The 19,428-nt window shown below is 71.0% G+C and carries 18 protein-coding genes; 12 read left to right on the plus strand and 6 right to left on the minus strand.

The features are described from left to right. On the plus strand, positions 1-1,929 hold the full coding sequence (gene feoB, locus J5Y10_RS18655) for a ferrous iron transporter B (RefSeq protein WP_209375603.1): 1,929 nt from the start codon (positions 1-3) through the stop codon (positions 1,927-1,929). Positions 1,930-1,939: 10 nt separating this feature from the next. Here the strand turns inward: feoB and J5Y10_RS18660 are convergent, their stop codons facing one another. From J5Y10_RS18660 to J5Y10_RS18675, 4 genes are read right to left on the minus strand one after another with little or no spacing between them, the layout of a single operon-like run. Continuing rightward, positions 1,940-2,479 (minus strand): deaminase, encoded by a 540-nt coding sequence (locus tag J5Y10_RS18660; RefSeq protein WP_209375604.1) that lies wholly within the window; start codon positions 2,477-2,479, stop codon positions 1,940-1,942. A gap of 10 nt (positions 2,480-2,489) precedes the next feature. Continuing rightward, complete coding sequence (locus J5Y10_RS18665) at positions 2,490-3,347, minus strand: serine/threonine protein kinase (protein ID WP_209375605.1); 858 nt, start codon at positions 3,345-3,347, stop codon at positions 2,490-2,492. Beyond that, complete coding sequence (locus J5Y10_RS18670; protein ID WP_209375606.1) at positions 3,348-3,905, minus strand: protein kinase domain-containing protein; 558 nt, start codon at positions 3,903-3,905, stop codon at positions 3,348-3,350. Between the two features lie 2 nt (positions 3,906-3,907). Continuing rightward, complete coding sequence (locus J5Y10_RS18675) at positions 3,908-4,696, minus strand: metallophosphoesterase family protein (protein ID WP_209375607.1); 789 nt, start codon at positions 4,694-4,696, stop codon at positions 3,908-3,910. Positions 4,697-4,853: 157 nt separating this feature from the next. Between J5Y10_RS18675 and rpmI the strand changes: the two genes are divergently transcribed. The 5 genes from rpmI (at position 4,854) to J5Y10_RS18700 (ending at position 9,788) form a co-directional block, all read left to right on the plus strand. Continuing rightward, positions 4,854-5,054, plus strand: coding sequence for a 50S ribosomal protein L35 (gene rpmI, locus J5Y10_RS18680; protein WP_209375608.1), 201 nt, complete (start codon positions 4,854-4,856; stop codon positions 5,052-5,054). A gap of 20 nt (positions 5,055-5,074) precedes the next feature. Next, positions 5,075-5,449 carry a 50S ribosomal protein L20 gene (gene rplT, locus J5Y10_RS18685; protein ID WP_209375609.1) on the plus strand — a complete coding sequence of 125 codons (375 nt, stop codon included), beginning with the start codon at positions 5,075-5,077 and terminating at the stop codon, positions 5,447-5,449. Between the two features lie 117 nt (positions 5,450-5,566). Further along, a complete protein-coding gene (gene pheS, locus J5Y10_RS18690; protein ID WP_209375610.1) occupies positions 5,567-6,652 on the plus strand; it encodes a phenylalanine--tRNA ligase subunit alpha in 1,086 nt (361 codons plus the stop codon). A gap of 6 nt (positions 6,653-6,658) precedes the next feature. Beyond that, the gene (gene pheT, locus J5Y10_RS18695) at positions 6,659-9,154 is read left to right on the plus strand and encodes a phenylalanine--tRNA ligase subunit beta (RefSeq protein ID WP_209375611.1); all 2,496 of its coding nucleotides are present in this window, start codon (positions 6,659-6,661) and stop codon (positions 9,152-9,154) included. Between the two features lie 58 nt (positions 9,155-9,212). After that, complete coding sequence (locus J5Y10_RS18700) at positions 9,213-9,788, plus strand: peroxidase-related enzyme (protein WP_209375612.1); 576 nt, start codon at positions 9,213-9,215, stop codon at positions 9,786-9,788. Positions 9,789-9,792: 4 nt separating this feature from the next. Here the strand turns inward: J5Y10_RS18700 and J5Y10_RS18705 are convergent, their stop codons facing one another. Beyond that, positions 9,793-10,611 (minus strand): siderophore-interacting protein, encoded by an 819-nt coding sequence (locus J5Y10_RS18705; RefSeq protein ID WP_209375613.1) that lies wholly within the window; start codon positions 10,609-10,611, stop codon positions 9,793-9,795. Continuing rightward, positions 10,611-11,174: a PadR family transcriptional regulator gene (locus J5Y10_RS18710; RefSeq protein ID WP_245214860.1), complete on the minus strand. Its 564-nt coding sequence runs from the start codon at positions 11,172-11,174 to the stop codon at positions 10,611-10,613. The genes J5Y10_RS18705 and J5Y10_RS18710 overlap by 1 nt, the downstream gene beginning before the upstream one ends. Before the next feature lie 187 nt (positions 11,175-11,361). On the opposite strand from J5Y10_RS18710, the gene J5Y10_RS18715 reads away from it, so the two are divergent. The 6 genes from J5Y10_RS18715 to xdhB all read left to right on the plus strand — a co-directional run bounded on the left by J5Y10_RS18715 (position 11,362) and on the right by xdhB (position 19,385). Then, positions 11,362-12,165, plus strand: coding sequence for a potassium channel family protein (locus J5Y10_RS18715; protein ID WP_209375614.1), 804 nt, complete (start codon positions 11,362-11,364; stop codon positions 12,163-12,165). A gap of 102 nt (positions 12,166-12,267) precedes the next feature. Then, positions 12,268-14,073: a translation elongation factor 4 gene (lepA, locus tag J5Y10_RS18720; RefSeq protein WP_209375615.1), complete on the plus strand. Its 1,806-nt coding sequence runs from the start codon at positions 12,268-12,270 to the stop codon at positions 14,071-14,073. Between the two features lie 94 nt (positions 14,074-14,167). Beyond that, positions 14,168-15,163: a tripartite tricarboxylate transporter substrate binding protein BugD gene (locus J5Y10_RS18725; RefSeq protein ID WP_342452961.1), complete on the plus strand. Its 996-nt coding sequence runs from the start codon at positions 14,168-14,170 to the stop codon at positions 15,161-15,163. Positions 15,164-15,297: 134 nt separating this feature from the next. Further along, positions 15,298-15,660, plus strand: coding sequence for a response regulator (locus J5Y10_RS18730; protein WP_209375616.1), 363 nt, complete (start codon positions 15,298-15,300; stop codon positions 15,658-15,660). 66 nt (positions 15,661-15,726) lie between these two features. After that, positions 15,727-17,100 carry a xanthine dehydrogenase small subunit gene (locus J5Y10_RS18735; RefSeq protein WP_209375617.1) on the plus strand — a complete coding sequence of 458 codons (1,374 nt, stop codon included), beginning with the start codon at positions 15,727-15,729 and terminating at the stop codon, positions 17,098-17,100. Then, positions 17,100-19,385 (plus strand): xanthine dehydrogenase molybdopterin binding subunit, encoded by a 2,286-nt coding sequence (xdhB, locus tag J5Y10_RS18740; RefSeq protein ID WP_209375618.1) that lies wholly within the window; start codon positions 17,100-17,102, stop codon positions 19,383-19,385. The genes J5Y10_RS18735 and xdhB overlap by 1 nt, the downstream gene beginning before the upstream one ends. Positions 19,386-19,428 lie beyond the last annotated feature (43 nt).

Genomic DNA, 19,428 nt, shown 5'->3' on the forward strand with positions numbered 1-19,428 from the left:
ATGAGCGAGTCCCTCCTCGCGCACACCGCTGCCCCCGCCGGGGCCGCCGCCCCCTGGGTTGCGCTGGTCGGCAACCCGAACTGCGGCAAGACGGCGCTCTTCAACGCGCTCACCGGCAGCCGCCAGCACGTGGCGAACTATCCCGGCGTAACGGTGGAACGGAAGGTCGGCCGCTCCATGACGCCGGGCGGCCGCGAACTGCGGCTGATCGACCTTCCCGGGACCTACGCGCTGCGCGCCCGCAGCCCGGACGAGGCGGTGACGCGCGACGTGGTGCTGGGCCGCCTGAAGGGCGAGGTGGCGCCGGACCTGCTGCTCCTCGTCGCGGACGCGACGAACCTGCGCCCCGCCCTTCGGCTGGCGCTGGAGCTGAAGGATGCCGGTCGGCCAATCCTGCTCGCGCTCAACATGATGGACATCGCCCGGCACCGCGGCTTCCGGATCGACCTAGACCGGCTCTCGCGGGAACTGGGCGTGGCAGTGGTGGAGAGCGTCGCCGTGCGCCGCCAGGGGACGGATGCGCTCCTGGCGCGGCTGGACGGGATGCTCGCCGATCTCCCGCCGCCCGGTCCCGTCACCTGGCAGGAGGGAGCCGCGGGCAATGTGCGCGCCGCCCAGCGCGAGGCGGACCGCATCCTCGCCGCCTGCGTCGCGGCCCCGGCCGACCCGTCCTCCGGCACGCGCCGGATCGATGCGGTGCTGCTGCACCCGGTCCTCGGCCTGATCATCTTGCTGGCGGTGCTGTTCCTGATGTTCCAGGCGGTCTTCGCCTGGGCGACCCCGGCCATGGACGCGATCGACGCGGGCTTCTCGGCGCTGGGCGGGCTGACCGACGCGATGCTGCCGGAAAGCGGCGCGCTCGGCCTGCTGCGAAGCTTCATCCATGACGGGCTGATCGGCGGCGTCGGCAGCGTGCTGGTCTTCCTGCCGCAGATCCTGGTCCTGTTCCTCTTCATCCTTCTGCTGGAGGATTTCGGCTACATGGCGCGGGCCGCCTTCCTGATGGACCGCATCATGGGCGGCGCCGGGCTGCACGGCCGGTCCTTCATCCCGCTGCTCTCCTCCTTCGCCTGCGCCATCCCCGGCATCATGGCGACGCGGGTGATCGACAGCCGGCACGACCGGCTGGCGACCATCCTGGTTGCGCCGCTGATGACCTGCTCGGCCCGCATTCCCGTCTACACGCTCATCATCGCCGCCTTCGTCCCGAACCGGCCGGTGGGCGAAGGCGCCCTGGCCTGGGTGAACTTGCAGGGGCTGGTGATGTTCGGGCTCTACGCCGCCGGAATCGCCTCCGCCCTCCTCGTTTCCTTCGTCATCAAGAAGGTCCTCTGGCGGCAGCACGCGACCGAGCCCTTCATGCTGCAGCTGCCGGACTACAAGCTGCCCAGCGCGCGGAACCTGGCCATCGGGCTGTGGCAGCGGGCGTTGGTCTTCATGCGGCGCGCCGGGACCACGATCCTGTCCATGATGGTGCTGATCTGGTTCCTCTCCTCCGTCCCGCGGCCGCCGGAGGGCGCGACGGAACCGGCCATCGAATACAGCTTCGCCGCGATGATCGGCCGCGCCGTGGAGCCGGTGCTGAGCCCGGTGGGGTTCAACTGGCAGATCAGCATGGCGCTGATCCCCGGCATGGCGGCGCGGGAGGTGGCGGTGGCCTCCCTCGGCACCGTCTATTCCGTGGCGGGCGGGGAGGATGATTCGGCCGGGCTGGGCCAGGCGCTCGCGGGCAAGTGGAGCCTCGCCACGGCCCTCGCCTTCCTCGCCTGGTATGTCTTCGCGCCGCAATGCGCGGCGACGCTGGGGGTGATCCGGCGGGAGACGGGCAGCCGGCGCTGGATGCTGGTGAGCTTCGGCTACATGCTCGCGCTGGCCTACCTCGCGGCCTTCGCGACCTACCAGATCGCGGTCCTGCTCGGCGCGGGCTGAGGCGCCGCCCCTAGCGGGCCGGGGTCGGCGTGGGATCCAGCGTCGCGGCCGCACCGGCTTCCCCGGGCATGATCTGGCGGAGGACTTCGTCCGGCACGGCGTCGAAACGCAGCCCGGCCTCGACGAAGAGACGGGCGGAGATGTGGCCGCGCCGATCCCACTCCGACTTCGTGCCGTTGCGCGGCGCCGCGGCCACCACGCGCCGGATCCCGGACTGGATGGAGAGCACGGCGCAGTGGTTGCAGACCGGCTTCCCCACGACATAGAGCGTGCAGCCCCTCGCCTCCCTTCCCGCGAAGAGGAGCGCGGACTGCTCGGCATGGACCATCATGTCGAGCTTGGTGGGCTTGTCGGAGAGGCGGTCCAGGTCGTCCTCGATCCGGTTGGGGAAGCCGTTGAAGCCCGTGGCGACGATGCGGTTGAGCTCCGGCGCAACGAGCACGGCGCCCACCCGGCCGCGCGGGTCCTTCGACCACTCCCGGATATGGGCCGCGAGGCCGAGATAACGGCGGTCCCAGCGCCCCAGGCCGGTGTCCTGGTCCTGCGTCATGCCCGGTCCCTCACGATGTGCCCTCCCTTGCCCGGACCACGGTGACGCTGCACGGCGCCCGCGCCGCCACCTCGCCGGAGACGGAGCCGAGGACGCTCCGCAGCACCGAGTTCGCCCGCGCGCCCATCACCACGTGATCCACCCCGTTGGCCTCCGCGTATTCCAGCAGGGCCACCGCGGCGGAAGACCCCTCCAGGACGTGGTAGGTGATGCGGCCCTCCTCCAGCCCCAAAGGCGCCGCCCAGTGGCTGAGCTCGGCGAGCCGCTGCACGCGGGCGGAGCGGCCCTGTTCGTCATGCGGCGTGTCGCCGGTGATGAAGCCGTCCAGCAGCACGTTCAGGCACGCCACGCGCGCCCCGGGCAGCGAGAGGAGCACGTTTCGCAGGCTGGCCCTGATGGCATCGGCCAGGGCCGGGCTGCCCTCCCGCAGGTCCAGCGCCACGGCGATGATAGGGGCGGAATGGGCGGTGGGCGCGGGCGGGCGGGCGGTGCCGGGGGTGCGGTCCAGGTTCACCCGGCGCTCCAGCACCGTCAGCCAGCCGTCGCGCCTCGCCTTCGTGGCGCGCGGGGTCAGGCGCACCGCCTCCGGGTTCCGCAGTTCGAAGGCGAGCTGGGCTGCACCGGGATGGCGGCGGGCCGGCTCCACCTCCAGGCAGCGCAGGATGATCTCCTGCAGCCAGGGCGGGATGTCGCGGCGCAGGCGCCGGGGCGGGTGCGGATCCCGCCACAGGCGCTTGCGAACCGCGGAGAGGTGCAGCGGCTCCCCGAAGGGAAGATGCCCGGTGGCGAGCTGGTAGAGCACCACGCCGAGGGAGAAGAGGTCGCTGCGCGGATCGTCCCGCCGACCCATCGCCTGGCCGGGCGACATTTAGGGGGCGGAGCCGTAGGGAAGGCGGAACTCCTCCGCGATCAGGTCCGGCAGGCGGCCATGATGGGCCAGGCCGTAGTCGATCAGCACCGCCTCGCCCCGCAGCCCGTCCGGGGTTTCACGAAACAGGATGTTGGCGGGCTTCACGTCGAGATGCGTGACGCGCTGCCGGTGGATGGCCGCGAGCGCCAGCGCGACCTTCGCGCCGACGGCCGCCACCTCCTCCATGCTCAGGGGGAGGTGGCGCAGGCAGGATTCCAGGTTGGGGCCGGTGATGCGCTCCATTGCCAGGTAGGTCTGCGGGGCCTCGAACCCGGCTGCCGCGACGAAGCGGGGCACGTGCGGGCCGGTGAGGCGGGGCAGGATCATCTGCTCCATCTCGAAGGAGACGATGTGGGCGGCGTCCGTCCCCTCCAGGTGGGGGAATTTGATCACCAGCGGGATGGGGTGGTCTGGATGAGTCGCCTCGAAGACCGAAGCCATGCCGCTCTCGCGCATCGGCCTGCCGAGGGTGAAGCCGTCGACGGTCTCGCCCTGGTGCGGGCGGCGGGGGGCCATGGTCAGGTGCCGGAGAAGAGGCGGGTGGCGAGCGATTCCGGCAGTCCGGCGCGGCGGATCTTCGCCGCGGCCGTCTCGACGTCGTAGGGCACGCGCATCCAGCGAATCTCGGCCGTCTCCTCGTCCAGCAGGGCGTAGCAGGCGGCCGGGTCACCATCCCGCGGCTGGCCGACGGAGCCCATCACGGCCAGCCAGCGGCGGGCGCGGGAGAGCGGGATGGGGGAGTCGTGGGTGGGGGCGAAGGCCGTGCACTTGTCCGCCGCCGTCAGGCCGAAGAGGCGGGGGACGTGGACGTGGCCGCAGATCGTGACGCGGGCCGGATTGCCCTCGAAGCTGCGGCGGGCCTCCTCGGCGTTGGTGACGTAGCGCCACTCCTCGGGGGCGGAGGCGTCGGCGTGGACGTAGAGGGTATCGCCCTCCGCGTGCTCCATCGGCAGGGTCTTCAGGAAGGCGGCGGCATCGGGGGAGAGTTGCTCGCGGGTCCAGGCGATGGCGGCGGCCGCGCGGCCGGTCATACCCCTGGGGCCGGTGAGGATGGCCTGGTCGTGGTTGCCGAGGATGGCGACGGCGCCATGGGCGATGCGGTCCATGACGGTGCGGAGGCACCAGGCCGGGTCGGCACCGTAGCCGACATAGTCGCCGAGGAAGATGAAGCGGGTCGCACCGGCGCGGTCCGCATGCTCGAGGCAGGCGGAGAGGGCCTCGCGGTTGGCGTGAATGTCGGAGAGGATGGCGATCATCGCAGCGCGGAGTTTGGCCCTCTCCTCGCCTTCCTGAAAGGGCGTTGCCATTCCGGGGGGCACCCCTTATACCCCGCGCTCCCACGCGCCCCGGGCTTCTCTGGGCTGCCCGGCCGTGGTCCCGGCCCCCGCCGCATGGTGCGGCCCGCTCCCGCAAGGAAGCGGCGCAAGGTGGGGCCGTCCATCCCCCGACCATGAGGAGGACCAAATGCCCAAGATGAAGACGACGTCTTCGGCCAAGAAGCGCTTCAAGATCACGGCCACCGGCAAGGTTCTCGCCGGGCCTGGCAAGAAGCGCCACAACCTCTCCGCCCGCTCGCAGAAGGTGAAGCGCCAGAACCGCGGCAATCAGGTGCTGCGCGATCAGGACGCGAAGACCGTCATGCAGTGGCTGCCCTACGGCCTGTAAGCGAGAGAGGAGACAGATAAATGGCTCGTGTTAAGCGCGGCGTCACCGCCCACGCCCGTCACAAGAAGGTCCTCAAGCTCGCCAAGGGCTATGTGGGTCGTTCCTCCACCGCCTACCGCCCCGCGCTTGAGCGGGTCGAGAAGGCGCTGCAGTACGCCTACCGCGACCGCCGCAACAAGAAGCGCGACTTCCGCGGCCTGTGGATCCAGCGCATCAACGCCGCCTGCCGCGAGAACGGGATCGTCTACTCCCGCTTCATCGCCGGCCTGAAGGCCGCGGGAATCGAGCTGGACCGCAAGGTCCTGGCCGCCATCGCCTATGACGACGCCGCGTCCTTCGCGGGCCTCGTCGAGAAGGCCAAGGCGTCCCTCCCCGCCCAGGCTCCCGCCGCCTGAGCACCGCCGGGCGTTAACGCGCCCGGACTGAATACGCCAAGGGCCGCTTCCGCCGGGACCACTCCCGGCGGCGCGGCCCTTGGTCTATCTGGACCCCGACAGAGGACAGGGCCGGGAATGGCTGACGATCTCGACATGCTGCGCGCCTCCATCGAGGCGGCGATCGCGGAGGCGGCGGACCCCCGCGCCCTGGACGCCGTGCGCGTCTCCGCCCTGGGCAAGAGCGGCGAGGTCACCGGCCTGCTGAAGGGCCTGGGAGCGCTTCCGCCGGAGGAGCGCAAGGCGCGCGGCGCCGAGGTGAACGTCCTGAAGGCCGGGATCGAGCGCGCTCTGGAGAGCCGGCGCGCGACGCTGGAGGCCTTCGCGCTGGACGCCCGGCTGGCGGCGGAGCGGATGGACGTCTCCCTGCCCCCGCGCCCCTTCGCGCCTACGGGGCCGGAGGCCGGGTCCATCCACCCGATCTCCCGCACCATGGAGGAGCTGATCGCGCTATTCGGCGCCATGGGCTTCAAGGTGGCGGAAGGCCCGGACATCGAGGGCGACTGGCACAACTTCTCCGCCCTTAACATTCCCGACCACCATCCGGCGCGGCAGGACCACGACACCTTCTACCTGACCCCGCCGGAGCCGGGTGGGCGCCGCCCGGTGTTGCGGACCCACACCAGCCCCGTGCAGATCCGCACCATGCTGAGCCAGGAACCGCCGATCCGCGTGATCGTCCCCGGCCGCACCTGGCGCGCGGACCACGACGCGACCCACTCCCCCATGTTCCATCAGGTGGAGGGGCTGGTGATCGGCCGCGACATCCACATGGGGCACCTGAAGGGCACGCTGATCGACTTCCTGCGCGCCTTCTTCGGCATCGCCGACCTGCCCGTGCGCTTCCGCGCCTCCTACTTCCCCTTCACCGAGCCCTCGATGGAAGTGGATATCGGATGGAGCCGGAAGACGGGCGAGCTCGGCAGTGGCGGCGACTGGCTGGAAATCCTGGGCAGCGGCATGGTCCACCCGAAGGTGCTGGCCAATGTCGGGCTGGACCCGCGCGTGTGGCAGGGCTTCGCCTTCGGCATGGGGATCGAGCGAATCACCATGCTGAAGCACGGCATCCCCGACCTGCGGCCCTTCTACGAGGCCGATCTGCGCTGGCTGCGTCACTACGCCACCAGCCCACTCTCCCCCTTCACCCTGCACGACGCGGCGTAAGAGACGATGAAGTTCACCCTCTCCTGGCTGCGCGACCACCTCGAGACCGAGGCGACGCTCGAGCAGATCCTCGCCACCCTCAACACCATCGGGCTCGAGGTTGAGGGCGTGGAGGACCGGGCCGCCGCCCTCGCGCCCTTCCGCATCGCCCATGTGGTGGAGGCTACGCCGCACCCGAACGCCGACCGGCTGCGCGCGCTGAAGGTGGATGTGGGCGACGGCACCCTCCGCAGCGTTGTCTGCGGCGCGCCGAACGCGCGCGCGGGGATGACGGGCGTCGCGGCGCTGCCCGGCGCCTTCGTGCCGGGCACGGGTATCACGCTGAAGCAGGGCGAGATCCGCGGCGTGAAGAGCGAGGCTATGATGCTTTCCTCGCGGGAAATGGGCCTGGGCGACGACCATTCCGGCATCGTGGAGCTGCCGGAGGACGCGCCGGTGGGCGCCTCCTACGCCGAATGGGCCGGGCTGGGCGATCCGGTGATCGAGATCAGCGTCACGCCGAACCGTGGCGACGCGCTGGCCGTGCGCGGCATCGCGCGGGACCTCGCCGCCGCAGGGCTGGGGACGCTGAAGGCCCGCGAGCTCGTGCCGGTGACCCCCGCCTACGACACCCCGCTGCACTGGACCATCGACGACCCGCGCGCCTGCATCCAGGTGCTCGGCCGCGCGGTGCGGGGCGTGACGAACGGCCCCTCGCCGAAGTGGCTGCAGGACCGGCTGACGGCGATCGGGCTGCGGCCGATCAACGCGCTGGTGGACGTGACGAACTACTTCACCTTCGACCTCGGCCGCCCGCTGCACGTCTTCGACGTGGCGAAGGTGCGCGGCACGACCCTGACCATGCGGCTGGGGCGCGAGGGCGACGAGTACCTGGCGCTGAACGGCAAGACCTATCGCCCGACGCCGGAAGACATCGTCATCACCGACGAGGCCGGGGTGGAAAGCCTCGCGGCCATCGTCGGCGGCGAGTCCACGGGCTGCGACGAGAACACGCGCGAGGTCTTCGTGGAGTGCGCGCTGTTCGACCCCGTGCGCATCGCCCTCACCGGCCGCCGGCACGGGGTGCACAGCGACGCGCGAGCGCGGAACGAGCGCGGGCTGGACCCGGCCGCACAGCGCGTGATGCTCGAAGCGGCCACGCGGATGATCATCGACCTTTGCGGCGGAGAGGCGAGCACGGTCAGCGAGGCGGGCGCCGAGCCCGCCTGGCAGCGCGAGGCGACCTTGCGCTACGAGCGGATCGCGGGTCTCGGCGGCTCCGGCATCCCGGCCGAGGCGGCGGTCAACTCGCTGGAGCGGTTGGGCTTCGCCATCGTCGCGAAGGATGGGGCCGAGGTGACGGTGGCCGTTCCCTCCTGGCGGAACGACATCGCCTCCTCCCGATCCGCCTATCGCGCCGGCGGCACGGAGCTGACGCAGGAGCCGGGGATCGATCCGGCCCGCGCCCGGGCAGCCGCGGAAGGCGCCGATGCGGTGGAGGCCGAGTGCGACCTGCTGGAGGAGGTGCTGCGGCTGGAGGGCCTGGACGCCATCCCGGCCGTGTCCCTCCCCGCCGAGGGCCGTCTCCCCCTGCCCGCCCTCACCCCGCGCCAGAGCCGCGCGGCGCTGGCCCGGCGCGTGCTGGCGTCCCGCGGGCTGGCGGAGGCGGTGACCTTTGGCTTCACCGCGCGCGGCACCGCCGCCCTGTTCGGCGGGGCACCGGAGGAGCTGCGGGTGGAAAACCCGATCGCCGCCGACCTGGACCAGATGCGGCCGACCCCGGTCGCAACGCTGCTGCTGGCGGCTGGGCGGAACGCGGCGCGGGGTTACGCGGACGTGTCGCTCTTCGAAATCGGCGCCTCCTACGCCGCGCCCACGCCGGAAGGGCAACTCGCCACGGCCGCGGGCGTGCGGCTCGGGCAGACGCCGCGCCACTGGGAAGCCAAGCCGCGGGCTTTCGACGCGCTGGACGCCAAGGGCGATGCACTGGCGGTGCTGCTGGCGCTCGGCGTCTCGCCCGCGGCGCTGAGCGTCACCACGGACGCGCCGGGCTACTACCACCCCGGCCGCTCCGGCGTGCTGCGGAGCGGCCCGAAGCTGCCGCTCGCCCGCTTCGGGGAGTTGCACCCGCGCGTGCTCTCCGCACTCGGCATCGACGGCCCGGCAGTTGCCTTCGAGGTGCTGCTGGATCCGATCCCTGAGCCGAAGCGGCGGAAGAAATCGGCCCCGGACCTGGCCGCCTTCCAGCCCGTGCGCCGCGACCTCGCCTTCCTCGTGGACGCCACGGTACAGGCCGACGCGCTGCTGCGCGCAGCCCGGAACGCGGAGAAAGCGCTGGTGGCCGAGGTATCGCTCTTCGACCTCTACGCCGGCGACCGCCTGCCCGAGGGCAAGGTCTCCCTCGCGCTGGAGGTGGTGCTGCAGCCGCGCGAGCGGACGCTGACGGATGCGGAGATCGAGGCGGTGATCGCCAAGGTCGTCGCGGCCGTGACCAAGGCCACGGGCGCGACCCTGCGGGGCTGAACCCGGCGTGCTAGGCTTCCTGGGCGCCCGCCAAGGCGCCCAGGAAACGGAAACGCCTATGCCGAACGACGCCGCCCGCCCCTTCCGCTATCCCGTGCCCGATCTGGCGGAGCTGCCGGACGACATCCGGGAGAAGATCCTGGCCGTGCAGGAGAAGGCGGGCTTCGTCCCCAACGTCTTCCTGCTGCTGGCCCGCCGCCCGGCGGAGTTTCGCGCCTTCGTGGCCTACCATGACGCGCTGATGGAGAAGCGGGAGGGGCTGACGATCGCGGAGCGCGAGATGATCGTGGTCGCCGTCTCCGCCGCGCATTCCTGCCAGTACTGCGTTGTGGCGCACGGGGCGATCCTGCGCGTGCGGGCGAAGGACCCGTTCATCGCGGACCTGGTGGCCACGAACTACCGCAAGGCCGGGCTGCCGCCCCGACACCGCGCCATGCTGGATTATGCGCTGAAGGTCGGCACCCAGTCCCATCTCGTCGGGGACGCCGACCACGCCGCTTTGGCCGAGGCCGGCTTCACCGAGGACGAAGCCTGGGACATCGGGGCAATCGCCGCCTTCTTTTCTATGTCCAACCGCCTGGCCAACGCCACGGACCTGCGCCCGAACCGGGAGTTCCACGGCCTCGGGCGCTAGGCCGTCAGTCCTCCACCGTCTCGTGCGCCCCGGCCGCACCGAGGCGCCAGTAGCCCGCGGCCTTCACCCGGTCCTTCGAAAGGCCGTGATGCTCCATCAGAAGGCGGCGGAGGCTCCGGGCCACCTCGATCTCGGCGGCGACCCAGGCGTGGCCGCTGCCGGGCGGCAGGGGGATCGCCCTCAGCGCGGCGCCCAGCCGGCCGGGACCGCCGGGCGGCGCGCCGTCGCGGCTGAGCCAGACCAGGTCCAGGCCCGCGCGCTCCGGCAGGGGCTGGCGCTCCGCCTCGTCCGCCACCTCGATGACGGCGATGACCCGCGCGGTGGCCGGCAGCTCCTCCAGCCGGCGGGAGATGGCGGGAATAGCCGTCTCATCCCCGGCGAGGAGGTACCAGTCCAGGTCGTCCGGCAGGATGAAGGATCCTTTCGGCCCGCCGACGCCGAGCTTCTGGCCCGGCGTCGCGGCCGCGGCCCATTCAGTGGCCGGGCCCGACTCGTGCACGGCGAAGTCGATGGAGAGTTCGCCCGCCGCCTGGTCGTAGCGGCGCGGGGTGTAGTCGCGGGCAATTGGGCGCGGCTTGCCCTCCGGCATCACCGGCCCGTTCGGGCCGAAATCCGGCATGGAGGGCTCCGCCTCGCCCGGGGCGGGGAAGAACAGCTTCACGTGGTCGTCGAAGCCGGGGCTGGCGAAACCCGCGAGATCCTCGCCGCCCAGGGTCACCCGGACCATGCGGGGCGTGATCCGCTCCACGCGCCGCACTGTCAGCATGCGGCGGCGGAGTTCGTGGCGGACCCGGCGGCCCAGCCTGCCTTGCGTCGCGCTCATCAGGTCCGCTCCACCTTCAGGGCCATCTCGTCGATCATCGCGACGATCCCGTGCAGCTGCTCCTCGGTCAGCGGCCCGCGCGAGAGGCGCATGCGTAGCGCGTTCCGCAGGTTGTGCACGGCCCGCTTGAGCTGCAGGACCGAGCCGTCCGGCCCTTCGCCGGACAGGGCGTCCATGCGGGCGAACAGCGTGTCCGCCTCTTCCCGGCTGGCGGCCAGGGCCGCTTCCCCCTCAGGCGTCACGGCGTAAAGCTTGCGGCCCCCCTCGGTGGACTGCACGGCGATCTGGCCCAGCTCCTCCAGCAGCGTCAGGGTCGGGTAGATCACGCCTGGGCTGGGGGAATAGGCGCCGGCGAGGCGCTCCTCGATGTCCTTGATGATTTCGTAGCCGTGCCGCGGCCGTTCCGCGATCAGGCGAAGAATTACAAGGCGTAGGTCGCCCGCCTCGAAGAAGCGTCCACCGCGTCCGCCGCGCCCGTGGCGGCGGTGGTCGGCCGAGGAGGAAGGGTCCCGGTGGAAGCGGCGGCGCTCATGGCGGCCGCAATGGTGACGAAAGGGGTTCAAGCCCAGGGTTCTCCTGAATAGTTCCGATATATCGAACTTCCGATTAGATATATCGGGACTATTCCCTGTTCAAGAGCTTCCATTGCGCTTGGTCCCCGACCCAACGGAACCTATCAAAGGGGATGCGGCATCCCGCCCCCGAGTCCAGCCTTCCCGGCGTCACCCCTGCCTCTCACGGCGGACGCGCATGAAGCTGCCGAGCACAGGGGCCGGCCTCGCGGGCCTGCCGGCCGACCGTCGGCTGTTCCGGGAACTCTACTACCGGGACACGGACCGCGCGGTGCGCTTCCGCTACGGCCTCCTCGTCCTGGACGCGGTGACGCTGGTCTTCATCGTTGCCACCTCCTTCCTCGGGCGCAGCACGGCAATCGAGGTGGCGGACACGGTCTTCGGGATCGTCCTGCTGGCCGAGTTCGTCGCCCGGCTCCGCGCCAGCCCGCGCCCCTGGCGGGAGCTGATCCAGCCCGTCACCCTGGCCGACGCGGTCGCGGTGCTCTGCTTCCTCATCCCCGGGCTGGGGGCCGCGGCGGGGTTCCTGCGGGCCCTGCGGGTGCTTCGGCTGCTCCGCTCCCGCCGGATCCTCATGCGCCTGCGCAGGGATTTTCCGGCCTTCCGGCGCAACGAGGATGCCGTGATCGCCGCCACGGACCTCGCGGTGTTCATCTTCATCATGACCGGGCTGGTCTACGAGACCCAGCACCGGTTCAACGAGAACATCCGGGACTACGCGGACTCGCTGTACTTCACCGTCACCGCCCTCACCACCACGGGGTTCGGGGACATCACCCTGCCCGGGCGCAGCGGGCGGCTGCTGACGGTGCTGATCATGTTCTGCGGCGTCACCCTGTTCCTGCGGCTGGCCCAATCGCTCTTCCGGCCCTCCAAAGTGCGCTATCCCTGCCCGGAATGCGGACTCCAGCGGCACGAGCCGGATGCGGTACACTGCAAGGCCTGCGGCCACATCCTGGGTATCCCGGATGAGGGCAACTGAGAGCGGCAAGCTTGGCCTGGGACCCCGCCTGGCTTATCTGAGGGCTGAAATCGCACCCGGAGTGGCCGGGGCGGCCCTTTCCGCCCCCCGGCCCGGAACCAGATGACCGACACGCCCCTCGACCGCATCCGCAACTTCTCGATCATCGCCCATATCGACCACGGCAAGTCCACCCTGGCGGACCGCCTGATCCAGAACACCGGCGCCCTCTCCTCCCGCGAGATGACGGAGCAGGTGCTGGACAACATGGACATCGAGAAGGAGCGCGGGATCACCATCAAGGCGCAGACCGTGCGCCTGAACTACCGCGCCGCGGATGGCCAGGACTATGTCCTGAACCTCATGGACACGCCCGGCCACGTGGACTTCGCCTATGAGGTCTCCCGCAGCCTGGCGGCCTGCGAGGGCTCGCTGCTGGTGGTCGATGCCTCCCAGGGCGTTGAGGCGCAGACCCTGGCCAACGTGTACCAGGCACTGGATGCCGGGCACGAGATCGTCCCCATCCTGAACAAGGTGGACCTGCCCGCGGCCGAGCCGGACCGGGTGAAGCAGCAGATCGAGGACGTGGTGGGCCTGCCGGCCGACGATGCCGTGATGATCTCCGCCAAGACCGGGCTGAACATCGAGGGCGTGCTGGAGGCGATTGTCACCCGCCTGCCGCCACCGAAGGGCGATGCGAGCGCGCCGACGAAGGCGCTGCTGGTGGACAGCTGGTACGACCCCTATCTCGGTGTCGTCATCCTCGTGCGGGTGAAGGACGGGCACCTGCGCAAGGGCCAGAAGATCCGCATGATGGCGGAGGGCTCCACCCATGTCGTGGAGCAGGTCGGCGTGTTCCGCCCGAAGATGCAGGCCGTGGAGAGCCTCGGGCCGGGCGAGATGGGCTACATCACCGCGGCCATCAAGACCGTGGCCGACACCAATGTCGGCGACACCATCACCGACGACCGCAATCCGGCGGCCGAGGCGCTGGCGGGCTTCAAGCCTTCCATCCCGGTGGTGTGGTGCGGACTCTACCCCGTGGACGCGGACGATTTCGAGAAGCTGCGCGACAGCCTGGCGAAGCTGCGGCTGAACGACGCCTCCTTCCATTTCGAGGCGGAGAGCAGCGCGGCGCTCGGGTTCGGCTATCGCTGCGGCTTCCTCGGGCTGCTGCACCTGGAAATCATCCAGGAGCGCCTGTCCCGCGAGTTCGACCTGGACCTGATCGCGACCGCGCCGAGCGTCGTCTACAAGCTGAAAATGACGAACGGGGAGGAGCGCGACCTCCACAACCCGGCGGACATGCCGGACGTCGTCTCGATCGACACGATCCAGGAGCCCTGGATCAAGGCGACGATCTTCGTGCCGGACGAGTATCTCGGCAACATCCTGACGCTCTGCAGCGAGCGGCGCGGGCAGCAGGTGGAGCTGACCTATGTCGGCAGCCGCGCCATGGCCGTGTACCGCCTGCCGCTGAACGAGGTGGTCTTCGACTTCTACGACCGGCTGAAATCCATCTCCCGCGGCTATGCCAGCTTCGACTACGCGATGGACGGCTATGAGGAGGGTGATCTCGTGAAGATCGGCATCCTCGTGAACAACGAGCCAGTGGATGCCCTCTCCTTCATGGCGCACCGTTCCCAGGCGGAGCGGCGCGGGCGGTCCATCTGCGAGAAGCTGAAGGACCTGATCCCCCGCCAGCTCTTCAAGATCCCCATTCAGGCCGCGATCGGCGGGCGCGTGATCGCGCGCGAGACGATCGGGGCCATGTCCAAGGACGTCACCGCCAAGTGCTACGGCGGTGACATCAGCCGCAAGCGCAAGCTCCTCGAGAAGCAGAAGGAGGGCAAGAAGCGCATGCGGCAATTCGGCAAGGTGGAGATCCCGCAGAGCGCCTTCATCGCCGCGCTGAAGATGGATTCCTGAGCCCGTCCCGGGGGCGCCTTTGCGCCCCCGGAACCTGCTTGACAGCGCGCCCCGAATCCTGCGACCGCCCGTTCATAAACGGGAGTTCACGTTCATGACCGGAATGACGCGCCGCGGCGCTCTTCTCGCGGGCGCCGCCCTGGCCGCCCCTGCCCTCGCCCCTCGTCTCGCCGGCGCCCAGTCCGCCTATCCCAACCGGCCCATCAGCATGATCATCCCCTTCGCGGCCGGCGGCCCGACGGACGTGGTCGCCCGCCTCTGCGCCGAGGTCATGGGGCGCGAGCTCGGCCAGACCATCGTGGTGGAGAATGTGGGCGGGGCCGGCGGCACGCTCGGCGCCCAGCGTGTCGCCCAGGCGCGGCCGGACGGCTACACGATCCTCTGCCACCATATCGGCATGGGCACCACGCCCTCCCTCTACCGTCGCCTCGCCTATGATGCGGTGAACGGCTTCGAGACGATCGGCCTCATCACCGAGGTGCCGATGACGATCATCGCGAAGAAGGATTTCCCGGCGACCAACCTCGCCGAGCTGGTGCGGGTGCTGAAGGAGCGCGGGCATGGCGTGAACCTCGCCAATGCCGGCGTCGGCGCCGCCTCCCACATTTGCGGCCTTCTGTTCCAGTCCGCGATCCAGACCCAGCTCACCACTGTCCCCTACCGCGGCACGGCCCCGGCCATGACGGACCTGATGGGCGGCACGGTGGACGTGATGTGCGACCAGACCACCAACACCACCCAGGCGATCCAGGCCGGTTCGGTGAAGGCCTTCGCCGTCACGACAGGGACGCGCAACGCCGCCCTTCCGAACCTGCCCACCGCCGCAGAAGCGGGGCTGCCGGGCTTCGAGGTCTCGGTCTGGCACGGGCTCTATGCGCCCAAGGGCACGGATGCCGCGATCACCAACCGTCTTTCAAAGGCGCTGCAGACGGCCCTGGCCGATGAGCGGCTGAAGGCCCGCTTCGCGGAGCTGGGCACCGCCCCCGTGCCGCCGGAGCAGGCGACACCGGAGTTCCATCGCCGCTACTGGCAGGCGGACATCGCCAAGTGGCGCCCGATCATCCAGGCGGCGGGCCAGTACGCAGACTAACACTCGCGAATCAACCGGAGCGCGTTGCGCATCGTAACGAAATCCCGCCACCCTTGACAGGGTGACGGGCGGGCGTCACCCCGGCACCAACGGGGAACGAGCCGCGCGGTGCGCGGGCGAGTGGGAGAGTCTGCATGGCGAGTCTGGCCGGGCGGCGCGTTCTGGTGGTCGAGGACGAGACCCTCGTCGCCATGCTGGTGGAGGACACGCTGGCCGATGCCGGCGCGGTGGTGCTGGGCCCCGTCGCCACAGTGGCGGAGGCCCTTTCCCTTCTCGAATCCGAGCGCCCGGATGTGGCGGTGCTGGACCTGAATCTGGCAGGTGAGACCTCGGAGCCCGTGGCGGACCGGCTGGGGGCCATGTCCGTGCCCTTCGTCGTCGCCTCCGGCTACGGCGCCGCCGGCCTGCCGCAGCGGCTGGCCGGGGTGCCCGTGCTCGCCAAGCCCTATGCCCCCGAGGATCTGACGGCCGCCCTGGCGAAGCTGCCGGTCGGCTGACCTGCGGCCCGGACGGGCCAGGCTTCGCCGTTCTGCCCCGGCGCGGGTCTTGCTAACCTATCCCGCATGACCGCTGGCCCGATTGCCTTCACCCTGAACGGCACACCCCGCACCCTGCCTCCGGGCACCTCCCCCACCATGACCCTTCTGGACTGGCTGCGCGGCCCCGCCGGGCTGACGGGCACCAAGGAGGGCTGCGCTGAGGGTGATTGCGGGGCCTGCACCGTGGTGATTGAGGAGGCGGATGGCGCCCGCGTGCCGGTGAATGCCTGCCTCACCCTGCTGGGCCAGGTGCATGGCCGCAGCCTCCGTAGCGTCGAAGGGCTGCGCGGCCGCGATGGCGGCCCCCATCCCGTGCAGAGTGCCCTTGCGGAAGCGGATGCCACGCAGTGCGGCTTCTGCACGCCGGGGATCGTCATGACCGCCTGGGCCCATGCGCGGGAGGGCGGGGACGTGCACGAGGCTCTGGCGGGAAACCTGTGCCGATGCACGGGCTACCGCCCGATCGTGGAGGCCTTCGGCGCCCTTCGCGACGACGACACGCCGCCCGCAGCGCCGCCTTCCGCCCCCCCCACCCGGTTGGAGGCGCCGGGCCAGGTCTTCCATCGCCCGGCGACGCTGGACGCGCTGGTTGCCCTCCGCGCCGCCCATCCCGATGCCTGGCTGCTGGCCGGCGGCACGGATCTCGGCCTGCGGGTTTCCGAGCGGCGCGAGGTGCCGGCGGAGGTGATCTGCCTCTCCGACGTGCCGGAGTTGCGCGGGCTGGAGCCGACGGCAGTGGGCATCCGGATCGGCGCCGCCGAGAGCTATCGCCGGTTGCTGGACGCCTGCTCGGCGGACCTCGCCTTCCTGCCGCTTGCGGGGCTGCTCCGGCGCCTGGGATCGCGCCAGATCCGGGGCATGGGAACGCTGGGCGGCAATCTCGGCACCGCTTCTCCCATCGGCGACGCCCTGCCGCCGCTGATCGCTCTCGGAGCCACGCTGCGCCTCGCCGGATTAGACGGCACGCGGGAGATGGCGGTGGAGGACTTCCTCACCGGCTATCGCACGAATGCTCTGCTGCCCGGCGAGGTGATCCGGGACGTGTTCATCCCCCGCCCACCGGAGGCGGCCCTTTTCGCCGCCGAGAAGCTCTCCAAGCGGCCGGATCAGGATATCAGCACGGTCGGCCTCTCCGCCGTGATCACCATGGAGGGTGGGCGCGTGGCCTGGGCCCGGATCGCGCTCGGCGGCACCGGCCCGCGCGCCGCCCGTTGCGCGCCGGCCGAGGAGGCGCTGACCGGCCAGAGCTGGAGCCGGGAAGCCGTGGAGGCGGCCGCCTCGGCGCTGGAAGCGGCCATTACGCCGCTCTCGGATTGGCGCGGCAGCGCGGAGTACCGGCGCATCGCGGCCGGGAACCTGCTGCGAAGGCTCTGGCACCGGCAGGCGGAGGCGGCGTGATGGACGCCCTCCCCCGCCACACCGGCCCCGGCGCCTCGCTGCGTCAGGACAGCGCCCTGAAGCACGCGACGGGCGAGGCGCGCTTCGCCGACGATCTCCCGATGCCGCCCAGCCTGCTGCACGCGGCTCTCGTTCTCTCCCCCGTCGCGCATGGTCGGCTCGCGCCGATCGACCTCTCCCCTGCCTTCGCCACCCCCGGTGTCGTGGCGGCTATCGGGCCCGGCGACATTCCCGGGCGCAACGACATCGCCCAGCCCAGGCGGGCGCAGGAGCACATGCTGGCCGAAGGGCTGGTCGAGTACTGGGGCCAGCCGCTCGCGATCGTGGTGGCGGAGACGCGCGACGCCGCCCTTGCCGCCGCCGCGGCCGTGCGCCCGCGGATCGAGCCCTTGCGGCCGGTGCTCTCGGTGGAGGAGGCGCTGGACGCCGGTTCCTTCCTCTTTCCGCCCATGGTGATGGCCCGCGGCGATGCGGCCGCGGCCCTGGCCGCCGCCCCGCGCCGCCTTTCCGGCACCTTTCAAGCCAACGGCCAGGAACACTTCTACTTGGAGGGCCAGATCGCCCTCGTCGTGCCTGGGGAGGATGGGGAACTGACCGTCCACTCCTCCACCCAGAACCCCACCGAGGTCCAGGTGATGGTCGCCCGCGTGCTGGGCTGCGACCACAACCGGATTTCCGTTCAGGTGCGGCGCATGGGCGGGGCCTTCGGCGGCAAGGAAAGCAATGCCTCCTGGGTGGCGGCCTGCGCGGCCGTCGCGGCGCGGCGCACCGGGCGGCCGGTGAAGCTGCGCCTCGGCCGCAAGCAGGACATGGCGGCCACGGGCAAGCGCCACCCCTTCCTCTACCGCTGGCAGGCCGGCTTCGACGATACGGGCCGCATCCTGGCTTTGGACGCCACCATGGCCGCCGATGGCGGGCACAGTGTGGACCTCTCCGGCGGGGTGGTGTTCCGCAGCGTGACCCACGGGCTGAACGTGATCGACGTGCCGGACGTGACGATCACCGGCGTGGCCTGCAAGACCAACACCGTTTCCAACACCGCCTTCCGCGGTTTCGGCGGGCCGCAGGGCGTGCTGCTGATGGAGGATGTGACCCACGGCATCGCCCGCGCCCTGGGCACAACGCAGGAGGCGGTACGCGAACGGAACCTGGCGGGCGGCGAGAACAACGCCATCACCCCCTACGGCCAGGCGCTGGAGGGCGACCTGCTCCGTCAGGTCTGGGCAGAGTGCCGGGACGGGGCGGAGTGGGATCGTCGGCGCGCGCAGGTGGACGCCTTCAATGCCGGGCATGAGGTGGTGCGCCGCGGCCTGGGCAGCTTCCTGCTGGCCTTCGGCATTTCCTTCGGCATCATGTCCATGAACCAGGCGGGCGCGCTGGTGCATGTGTACGAGGACGGCTCCATCCGCCTGAACCACGGCGGCACGGAAATGGGCCAGGGCCTGTTCATCAAGATCGCGCAGATCGTGGCCGGCGTGTTCGGGGTGCCAGTGGAGCGGGTTCGGATCACCGCGACCTCCACCGCCGAAGTTCCGAATACAGCCCCCACCGCCGCCAGCACGGGCACGGACCTGAACGGCTGGGCCGCGCAGATCGCGGCCTCGACCATCCGCACCCGCATGGCGGAGCAGGCCGCGGCCGACTGGGGCGTGACGCCCGACGAGGTGCGGTTCGAGGAGGACGAGGTCTTCGCGGGCAACCACCGCACGGGCTTCGGGGAGCTGGCGCATCGCTGCGTGCAGAACCGCGTCTCGCTCTCCTCCACCGGTTTCTACAAGACGCCCGGAATCCACTGGGACCCGGCGGCGATGAAGGGCGAGCCGTTCTTCTACTTCTCCTATGGCGCCGCGGTGGCGGAGGTGGAGCTGGACCTCCTGACCGGGGAGCACCGGCTGCTTCGCGCGGACATGGTCCAGGATTGCGGCCGTTCCCTGAACCCCTCCGTCGATCGCGGGCAGATCGAGGGGGCCTTCGTCCAGGGGCTAGGCTGGCTGACCTGCGAGGAGCTGTGGTGGGACGCGGAGGGGCGGCTTCGGACGCTCGGCCCGTCCACCTACAAGATCCCCGGCTCCCGCGACGTGCCGCCCGTCTTCAACGTGCGCCTGCTGGAGGGCGCGCCGGCGCGCGCGGATACGGTCTTCCGCTCCAAGGCCGTGGGCGAGCCGCCGTTGATGCTCGCCACCGCCGTGTGGAACGCGCTGCGGGACGCGGCCGGGGCGGATCGGCTCGACCTGCCCGCCACGCCGGAGCGGCTCCTGATGGCGGCGCGCGCCGGCAGGCGTTGACGACGCGGTCCGTCGCGGGGCGCTGAACCGGCCGCTTGCGGCC

Origin of the sequence: Roseomonas indoligenes, from assembly GCF_017813365.1 — a bacterium.
GTDB classification, from domain to species: Bacteria; Pseudomonadota; Alphaproteobacteria; order Acetobacterales; family Acetobacteraceae; genus Roseomonas; species Roseomonas indoligenes.